This is a genomic window from Microbacterium sp. (assembly GCF_036277215.1).
Taxonomy (GTDB): domain Bacteria; phylum Actinomycetota; class Actinomycetes; order Actinomycetales; family Microbacteriaceae; genus Microbacterium.
Map to the genome: position 1 here is coordinate 1 of NZ_DASUNI010000336.1, position 8152 is coordinate 8152.

10 protein-coding genes are annotated in these 8152 nt (G+C 69.7%); 2 read left to right on the forward strand and 8 right to left on the reverse strand.

What is annotated here, in order from left to right; all coding sequences use genetic code 11:
• Positions 1-330 precede the first annotated feature (330 nt).
• Positions 331-546 (forward strand): three-helix bundle dimerization domain-containing protein, encoded by a 216-nt coding sequence (locus tag VFX99_RS15995; RefSeq protein ID WP_329667280.1) that lies wholly within the window; start codon positions 331-333, stop codon positions 544-546.
• Positions 547-1154: 608 nt separating this feature from the next.
• Here the strand turns inward: VFX99_RS15995 and VFX99_RS16000 are convergent.
• From VFX99_RS16000 to VFX99_RS16015, 4 genes are all read right to left on the reverse strand, one after another.
• On the reverse strand, positions 1155-1430 hold the full coding sequence (locus tag VFX99_RS16000) for a twin-arginine translocase TatA/TatE family subunit (protein WP_329667281.1): 276 nt from the start codon (positions 1428-1430) through the stop codon (positions 1155-1157).
• A 39-nt stretch (positions 1431-1469) separates the two neighbouring features.
• Positions 1470-2450 carry an intradiol ring-cleavage dioxygenase gene (locus VFX99_RS16005; protein WP_329667282.1) on the reverse strand — a complete coding sequence of 327 codons (981 nt, stop codon included), beginning with the start codon at positions 2448-2450 and terminating at the stop codon, positions 1470-1472.
• Positions 2451-2639: 189 nt separating this feature from the next.
• On the reverse strand, positions 2640-2873 hold the full coding sequence (locus tag VFX99_RS16010) for an alpha/beta hydrolase (protein WP_329667283.1): 234 nt from the start codon (positions 2871-2873) through the stop codon (positions 2640-2642).
• A 161-nt stretch (positions 2874-3034) separates the two neighbouring features.
• The gene (locus tag VFX99_RS16015) at positions 3035-3181 is read right to left on the reverse strand and encodes a hypothetical protein (protein WP_329667284.1); all 147 of its coding nucleotides are present in this window, start codon (positions 3179-3181) and stop codon (positions 3035-3037) included.
• Between the two features lie 158 nt (positions 3182-3339).
• Here VFX99_RS16015 and VFX99_RS16020 point away from each other — a divergent pair, with 158 nt between their 5' ends.
• Entirely contained in the window at positions 3340-4260 is a 921-nt protein-coding gene (locus VFX99_RS16020) for an NADP-dependent oxidoreductase (RefSeq protein WP_329667285.1), read from the forward strand.
• A 142-nt stretch (positions 4261-4402) separates the two neighbouring features.
• On the opposite strand, the gene VFX99_RS16025 is transcribed toward VFX99_RS16020, so the two are convergent.
• The 4 genes from VFX99_RS16025 to VFX99_RS16040 form a co-directional block, all read right to left on the reverse strand.
• A complete protein-coding gene (locus VFX99_RS16025; RefSeq protein ID WP_329667286.1) occupies positions 4403-5086 on the reverse strand; it encodes an NRDE family protein in 684 nt (227 codons plus the stop codon).
• Between the two features lie 97 nt (positions 5087-5183).
• The gene (gene coaA, locus VFX99_RS16030) at positions 5184-6134 is read right to left on the reverse strand and encodes a type I pantothenate kinase (protein ID WP_329667287.1); all 951 of its coding nucleotides are present in this window, start codon (positions 6132-6134) and stop codon (positions 5184-5186) included.
• Positions 6131-7396, reverse strand: coding sequence for a bifunctional phosphopantothenoylcysteine decarboxylase/phosphopantothenate--cysteine ligase CoaBC (gene coaBC / locus VFX99_RS16035; protein ID WP_329667288.1), 1266 nt, complete (start codon positions 7394-7396; stop codon positions 6131-6133). The genes coaA and coaBC overlap by 4 nt, the downstream gene beginning before the upstream one ends.
• A 34-nt stretch (positions 7397-7430) precedes the next feature.
• Positions 7431-8152, reverse strand: a 722-nt coding sequence (locus VFX99_RS16040) for a ParA family protein (protein ID WP_329667289.1), incomplete at its 5' end; no start/stop codon positions are given.

Here is an 8152-nt window from a genome sequence, read left to right on the forward strand (position 1 = left end):
ATCCGGCGAGCAGTCCCAACCACCGGCGGCAACTGGGTGCGTATCTCGCGCCCGCCTGCCGCGGTGCCCGGTTGTCGCCATGGAGGGTATGGATGTAGTTTGCTGTCACAGTCGCCCTAGACCCCGGCCCCGTCGCTACGCCGCCACTTGCGCGGGCTGGGAGTGCTATGACCTCGACCGACTAGCCCAGGCATGTCATGTCTGCATCGCGGAATTCCGCTAGTGAGATCTCACGCTCGCACCCGCGATGCCCGCGCCAGCGTCGTCGCGCCGCGAACCGTCCTCGCCACGGACAAACCGATCAGCAGACCCCGGAGGGACGAAGAAAGCATGCACGCTCCCGACAACGACAAAGAAATCGCCGCCATCATCGACCGGCTCGAGCGGGCGTTCCCCGACGTGCCGGCGCCGGAGGTGGTGGCCGTCATCCGCGAGGCGCACGACGCCTTCCACGACTATCCCGTCAGCAGCCATGTGCCCGTGATCGTGGAGCGCCAGGCCAAGGATCGCCTGCGGGGGCGGGCGGGACAGTCGCTTTCCTCGTGAGGCTCCCGGCGATAGCCCGAGCTGAGGTTCGCGGGCCCCGATCGATGCCGACCCGCAGCTCATTACGCCGCGACACGCACAACTACGTCGCGCCTCGTCCTGTGTCAAGCCCTTGAGGATCCACGCCATCCGATCGATGATCGCGCTGAATCTTGCTGCGTGACGTTGGCGTGGGCCGTTTCTGGGGCGGTTGAGGCCACGCCGCGCGGCATGTCCCGGCGAGGGACCGCTTCGGCGTCCGAGACGAGGCGCCTGGCGTGAGGTGCGCGAGGAGCGAAGCATGTTTGCGAATGACCATGTCTACCTGGAGCTGACCGAGACCGCCGAGGGCGCATGGCGGGTCAGCGACGCGCGAGTTCCGGAAGAGGATCCGCTCCATGTCGTAGCGTTCATCGAATCTCGTGGTGAGAGCTGGATGTGGTGTGGGTCCGTGGTTCGATAGTCGCGCCCGGGTCGTTCGAGGATCTGGGGGAGGCTCTGGACGCCATCGACGATGTCCTCACCACGGGCGAAATCCGAGGCCCGCTCGTACAGTCGACCGACACCAGAGCCGCGGATGTCGACGGTGAACGGCTTCACGCGAATGCAGCAGGCGGGCGCTTCTCGACCTAGACGGCGCGGTCGTCGACGGGGACCGTCAGTCCCATCGGGGAAGGGGTCGAAGCGAGGTGACCCTTGCCCGCCGATTCACGACGGGGCACTGCGCCCCCGTCGTCGGATGCCGCGGCATCCGAGTCGATCCTCGGCTCGGCGACTTCGGACTTCAGGATGCGCATCGACTGGCCCACGCTCTTGGCGAGAGCAGGCAGCTTCGCGGCGCCGAAGATGAGGATGATGACGGCGAGGATGATCAGCGCGTGCCATCCGGTGAGGTTCTGCAACATGAGCTTTCCTTCAATTCGGTGGAGTCGGGCGAGGTGGGGTCAGGGGCGATCGCCGCCGGGGCCGCCGCCGCCCGGGGCGGATCCGGCAGTAGGTGCCGTGGCGGTGTCGACGCGCACCGTGAGCGCGACGGTGAAACCGGCGGCCGTGTCGCCGCTGACCGTCGCCAGCTGTAGTGCTCCGGCGTCGTCACTGAACACGTTGTCGCCGGCGAGCGAGACCTGCGTCATGTTGGCGCTGGAGCCGCTGTATGCGGCGAGCGCGTAGACGGCATTGCTGACGTCCTCGGGCAAGGCGACCTGGGAGGTCGCGATGGCGTTGGTCGAATCCGTGATCGCGTCGAGGGCCGGGTAGACCTCGAAGTGGATGTGCGGCCACCGTCCCGTGTAGCAGGCGGGAAAGATCGAGGTGAACGACACCACGCCATTGGAATCGGCCGCTTGGACACCGCGCAGGTATGTCTGGTCTTCGATGCCCTCGGAGTACATCGAGTACCCGCCCTGCGCGTCGCAGTGCCAGGCGTAGACGGCGACGTTCTGGTACGGCACATCGCCGTTGGCGGTATCCAGGATCGTGAGGTTCAGCGTCATCGGCACGCCTTCCGCAGTGACGCCACCGTCGAGACTGCTGCGGATGTCGCTGCGCACGATGCCGGACTGCTCCAGGATGTCCGGGCCGTTCGACCCGTCTCCCGGGTAGGGCCCGGCGGTCTCGTCGGGGATCTCACCGGCGGGGACGACGATCGCGGGGGTCGTCGCCGTCGCGGACGGAGACGGGGTCGCTGTGGGCGACGAAGAGGAGGTCGCGGTCGCGGCGGTGCCTGTGGCGCTGGGCGCGCAGGCTGCCAGGGCTGCTGCGCCGACGCCGAGCCCGACGAGGCTCAGTACTCCCCGCCTGCTGATCAGGGTGCGGATGTCGAACGGAGCGCCTTGGTCGACCACCTCCTCGTCGGCGTGGTCGAGCAGGCGGCCCTCGTAGGTGGGTCCCTGCGGGGTCTGCTGCGGTTCGGGCATGCGGCGCATGATCGCCTCCAAGTGGGGAGTCGGGCTCTAACAGGACTCAGCATCCCCGCCCCGCCGATGACTGGACTTCGGGCCCGCTATGTGCTTCCTATGAGCGCCGCAGCGAGGGGACTGCGGTGCCGGGAAAGGGGTCGAGATGCTCAGCCATGGCGATGTTGCCGCTACAGCGGACGTGTCGACCCGGCGATCTCAGCTCGCCCGGCGCCGCGGGACGAGCGTTTCGGTCTTCGGCCGTGCGTGGAAGTCGCGGATGGTCGGGGCGACGAGCGCGGGCTTTTCGACCATCAGTGCATGTGACGCATTCGGGACGACCGCGAGCTCGCCGCGCAGCAGCGATCGATAGAAGGCGAGAGTGTGCTCGAGCTCCGGCTCGTCGTCGTCGCCTACGAGCACGAGCGCGGGGACGATCACGCGCGAGGACATCGCCAGAGGCGGGATGCCGCCCTCCCGGCGGGGACTACGCGCGCGGTCGGGGGGTAGAGCGTGGTGCTCCGTCGGCAGGGCGCCGAGATCGATACAGCTTGAGCGCGATCGGCAGGACCACGGGGAGGAAGCGCAAGACGTGACGGAACACGAGGGCGGACCTAGGCGCGGGTGCGCTGTGGGCCGGTGACGGGCGCGCGCCAGGTGCCGCGCCATCTGCGTGGTCCGGTGCGCGGCTCGAAGAGCGCCCGCGCAGAACGCAGGCCGTCGGTGAGGTGGCTCGTCCACGGCGAGGATGTTGTGCTCATGCAGACAGCTAAGCCGGATCCGGCCCCCGGCATCGGAGGTTGCAATCCGGCGCGCGACCACGTAGCCTGCCGCGCGATCGGGCAGCCTCAGGCGAGAACAGACTGATCGTCATCCGTAATGAGGGAATGAGCGGTCTCGTCACGGTGTCGGATAGATCATGAGCACATTCGTACAGCAGCTGGAAATCGCCGACCCGATCGTCCTGGACGTCATCGACCGGCCTGAGCCGCACGCCGGCCCGGGCCAGGTGCGGGTGCGCGTGCGAGCGGCCGGTCTGAACCCGGTCGATTGGAAGGTCGCCTCGATCCCGGCTGCGGCCGCGCGGTACGGAGTCAGCGCCCCCACCGGCTTCGGCCACGACTTCGCCGGCGAGATCGATGAGGTCGGTGCCGATGTCGAGGGCTTCACGATCGGCGACCGCGTCTTCGGCGGAGCCCGGGCCCGCGCCGTGGCGGAGCACGTGGTGATGACGGTCGCCACCGATCTTCTGGTCCGCACGCCCGAGGGACTGTCGGACGAAGCCGCGGGCGCGCTGAGCATCGCGGCGCGCACCGCCGACGCCGCGGTCACCACGGTCGGCGCCTCCGCGGGCGACACCGTGCTGATCGGCGGGGCGGCCGGCGGCGTGGGCGTGCTGGCGGTGCAGCTCGTCGTCGCCGCCGGAGCGAAGGTCATCGCCACGGCATCCGAGTCGAATCATGAGTTCCTCCGCGACCTGGGAGCGATCCCCACGACGTACGGCGACGGACTCGCAGACCGGGTCCGCGCGCTTGCGCCGGGAGGAGTGGATGCCGCGATCGACCTGCAGGGCACGGACACCGTTCTCGCCGCCCTCGATCTGGGCGTCGACCCCGCCCGGATCGCCACCATTGCGGCGGGACCGAACCCGCCGGGCGGCGCGGTCGCGACCGGCGGCGGTCAGGCCGCGCCCGACGCGCTCGACCGCATCGCGCAGGCGATCGCCGAAGGCCGCCTCACCCTGCCGATCGAGGCGACATTCCCGGTCGAGCGCATCTCCGACGCGGTGGCGCTGCAGCGCGGGGGTCACGTCCGCGGCAAGGTCGTCGTCACGGTCTGAGCGACTCCGCCGGTTGGCGCTAGGCTCGCGAACCCACGCGTCGCGTGCGAACCCCCACGCTCCTGGGCGCCGCAGCGCATGGGTTCGCGCGGAGGATGTGGGTTCGCGCGCGTAATCACGCGCCGGAGTCGGGACCGCCCGGTCAGAACCCGTCCCAATGGCCCGGCTCTCGCAGGGCACGGTAGTGCACCTCGACCGCGTGCGCGGAGACGGATGCGACGCACACCAGCAGCGACTGGGTCGGATACCCGTGGGGCCGATTGTCGCGGATGAGCGCGCGGTCATCGACGCTCTCCAGAGCCGCCGAACGCTCGAGCACGTCGATCCAGGGACCCCACCATCGGCCCCCATCGGATAGCACGGCCGTCGAGAAATCCTCCAGCCATCGAGCGATGCGCGGGGTGGACTCATCGTCCACGTCGTCGTGAGCGACCATGTGCGTGCCCGGTGCGAGCGGAGTCCGGTCGACCCGCGCTCCGTTCCACGAGATGACGCGAGCGTGGGATCCTTCCACCTCGACGAGATTGAAGCCGTGCGTGCGGGGGTGCTCGGGCGTCCTGCCCGCCACTGACTCCAGTGCAAGACCGCCGCGGGAGACGATGTCGGACTCCGGCACCGTCGACACATCGGCCCGGTTGAGCAGCACCGCCAGGCGACCCCTGTCGGAGTCGGCGGCCAGCCACGCCCCGCCCGCGCGCACATCCCGGACACCCACGACTCCGCCGTGCGACTCCGGCCACCACCGTCCGAGCGGGCTCCAGGGGCGGTCGGGATCCTCATCGCGGATCGCGAGCACGCGGGTGGGCTCGGTCGCGGATGAGGGCACTCGGATGACGACGGTGCAGATGACGACCCTCCGGGTTCGGTTCGGCTATGCCGAAGATCGTATGGCGTTCGGTGCGCCACCGGCGCGGGGAGGAGGGTCAGAGCTTGCGCAGCAGCACTCCGCCGACCGTGTGGTCGACGGTTTTCTGCAGCACGAGGGTGGCCCGGTGCTTGGTCGGCAGCACGTTCTCGAGGAGGTTCGGGAGGTTGATCTCGTTCCAGATCCGCAGCGCGGTGGCGGCGGCCTCCTCGTCGCCGAGCGATGCGTACACGTTGAAGTACGACGACGGGCTGCTGAAGGCGCTCTGCCGCAGCGTCATGAAGCGGTCGACATACCACTGCGCGATGACGTCCGGGTCGGCGTCGACGTAGATCGAGAAATCGAAGAGCTCGCCGATCGAGACGCGGTCCGAGCCGGGCGGAGGCTGGAGCACGTTGAGCCCCTCGACGATCACGACGTCCGGCCGCCGGACGGTCACGTACTGGTCGGGCACGATGTCGTAGCGCAGGTGCGAGTAGATCGGGGCCCGCACCTCGTCGGCACCGCTCTTGACCTGCGTGAGGAAGTCGCGGAGGGCACGACGGTCGTACGACTCCGGGAAGCCCTTCCGCCTCATCAGACCGCGGCGTTGAAGCTCCGCGTTCGGGTGGAGGAATCCGTCCGTCGTCACCAGCGCCACGCGCGGCGTGTCCGGCCATCGGCTGAGCAGCTCCTGCAGAAGACGCGCGACCGTGGACTTGCCGACCGCGACGGAGCCGGCGATGCCGAGCACGAAGGGGGTCGTGGTGTCGGGCTCTTCGAGGAAGCGGCTGGTCGCCGCCCCGAGCGACTTCGCCGACCTCGCGTACAGGCTCAGAAGCCGGCTCAGCGACAGGTACACCTCGCGCACCTCGTCCATGTCGAGGCGGTCGCCGAGTCCGCGGATCTGCGCGATCTCGGCGGCTGTAAGCGGTTGCGTCATGCCCGGCGCGAGACGAGCCCAGTCGGACCGGCTGATCTCGCGATACAGGGAGAGCGGGAGCGCTGCCGGCCCCGTCCCCGCTGTCATGGCGACAGCAGCTCGACCACGAGGTCGAGCACGGCGTCGGCGACGGCGCGCTTGCTGCCCGACACCTCTGCGACGACATCGCCGGATGCCGCCAGCACGAGCGCCTCGTTGTCGTCCGCACCGAAGCCGCGCCCTGCGCCCACTGCGTTCGCGACGAGCAGGTCCGCGGGTTTGCGCGCGATCTTCTCCTGGGCCAGCACCAGCAGCTCGTTCCGATCCGCTGCCGTCTCCGCCGCGAAGCCGACGACCACCCGCCCCGGCACCGGATCCGCCAGCAGCGCGCCCAGCACGTCCGGCGTGCGCGTCAGAGCCAGCTGCATGACTTCGCCCCGTGCGCTCTTCTTGATCTTGCGCTCCGCGACCTCGGCGGGCGTGTAGTCCGCGACCGCAGCCGCCATCACCACGACGGATGCCGCGGCCGCCTCCTTCTCGACGGCCCGAGCCAGATCGGCGGCGGTGGTGACCTCGATCGTGCGCAGTCCCGCGGCGTCCAGGTCGGCGGCCGGACCGGCGTCGAGGTGGGCGGCGATCACCGTCACATCGGCGCCCCGCGCCGCGGCCGCCACGGCGAATGCGACTCCCTGCTTGCCGCTCGAGTGATTGCCGACGTATCGCACGGGGTCGATCGGCTCTCGGGTCCCTCCTGCGGTGACCAGCACTCGACGTCCGGCGAGGTCGTCTCGGGGGCCGCGGGCGCCCGTCTCAGCGCCCGCGTCGGCCGCCCCGGCCCCCGCCGCCGCGAGTACAGCCGTCACGATCGCGTCGGGCTCGCTCATACGTCCCAGCCCGACATCCGGACCGGTCAGCCGACCGGAGTCCGGACCCACGATGATCACGCCACGGCTGCGCAGCGTGTCGACGTTCGCGACCGTGGCGGGGTGCTGCCACATCTCGGTGTGCATCGCGGGGGCCACCACGAGCGGGGCACGGCTGGCGAGCACCGTCGTTCCGAGCAGATCGTCGGCGATCCCGGCGGCGACCTTGGCGATCGTGTTCGCGGTCGCGGGAGCGATCACGACCACGTCCGCCTGCTGGCCGAGGCCGACGTGGCGCACGGACGAGACGTCGTCGAAGATCGACGTGTTCAGCGGCTGCCGGCTGATCGCCTCCCACGTGGGAGCGCCGACGAACTGCAGCGCGGCATCCGTCGCGATCACGCGCACCGCGTGGCCGGCGAGCACCAGGTCACGCACCACCTGGACGGTCTTGTACGCGGCGATACCGCCGGTCACACCGACGACGATGTTCAGTGATCGGTCCATCTCTCTCCCCATCGCGTCTGCCGAGCGCCGCCAGTCACCTTCTGCGCTTGCGCGACTTCGGTTTCACCAGGGTCTGCACGCGACACCAGAGCTCCCCATCGGCGCGCGCCGCCTCCACCCCGGGGGCGTAGCTTCCGACCGGGGCCCTCTCGGTTCCCATCCGCTCGATCTGCACGGTGGCGGGCACGACCACATCGGTGACCGTCCGGTGCTTATCGGGCAGGTGCTCGACGGCGTGGCGGTGCAGCGTCTTGCGACGGTCGACCATCGAGAGGAACGCGACGACGCGCGCCTTCGACCTGGATGCCGACACGATCTCCTCGACCTGCTCGAGCGATCGCATGGACAGCGGCGACGGAACCAGCGGAACCACGACCGCGTCCGCCGAGAACACCGCGTTCTCGGCGACCAGCGCGGCGCCGGGCGGGCAGTCGAGGATCACCACGTCGTAGTCGCGGTCGACGTGCTCGAGGATCTTCGCGACGCGCTGCTCGGACTTCTTCGCGTGGTCGAAGACCAGGTCCAGGTCGCGGTAGCTCGCATCGGCGGGGAGGACATCGAGGTTGTCGTAGTCGGTGGCGCGGATCACCGAGCGCACCTTGCTCTCACCCGCCACGAGTGCCCCCACGCCGCCTTTGACCTTCGGCTTCACCTGCAGCAGGAAGGTCGTCGCACCCTGCGGGTCGAGGTCCCACAGCAGCACCCGGAACTGCTTCGATGCCTCCCACGCCAGATTGACCGCGGCGGTCGTCTTTC

Bases quoted from the DNA above. Each gene is read 5' to 3' on its own strand.
- VFX99_RS15995 (WP_329667280.1), top strand. From the start codon at position 331: ATGCACGCTCCCGACAACGACAAAGAAATCGCCGCCATCATCGACCGG.
- VFX99_RS16000 (WP_329667281.1), bottom strand. From the start codon at position 1,430: ATGTTGCAGAACCTCACCGGATGGCACGCGCTGATCATCCTCGCCGTC.
- VFX99_RS16005 (WP_329667282.1), bottom strand. From the start codon at position 2,450: ATGCGCCGCATGCCCGAACCGCAGCAGACCCCGCAGGGACCCACCTAC.
- VFX99_RS16010 (WP_329667283.1), bottom strand. From the start codon at position 2,873: ATGTCCTCGCGCGTGATCGTCCCCGCGCTCGTGCTCGTAGGCGACGAC.
- VFX99_RS16015 (WP_329667284.1), bottom strand. From the start codon at position 3,181: ATGAGCACAACATCCTCGCCGTGGACGAGCCACCTCACCGACGGCCTG.
- VFX99_RS16020 (WP_329667285.1), top strand. From the start codon at position 3,340: ATGAGCACATTCGTACAGCAGCTGGAAATCGCCGACCCGATCGTCCTG.
- coaA (WP_329667287.1), bottom strand. From the start codon at position 6,134: ATGACAGCGGGGACGGGGCCGGCAGCGCTCCCGCTCTCCCTGTATCGC.
- coaBC (WP_329667288.1), bottom strand. From the start codon at position 7,396: ATGGACCGATCACTGAACATCGTCGTCGGTGTGACCGGCGGTATCGCC.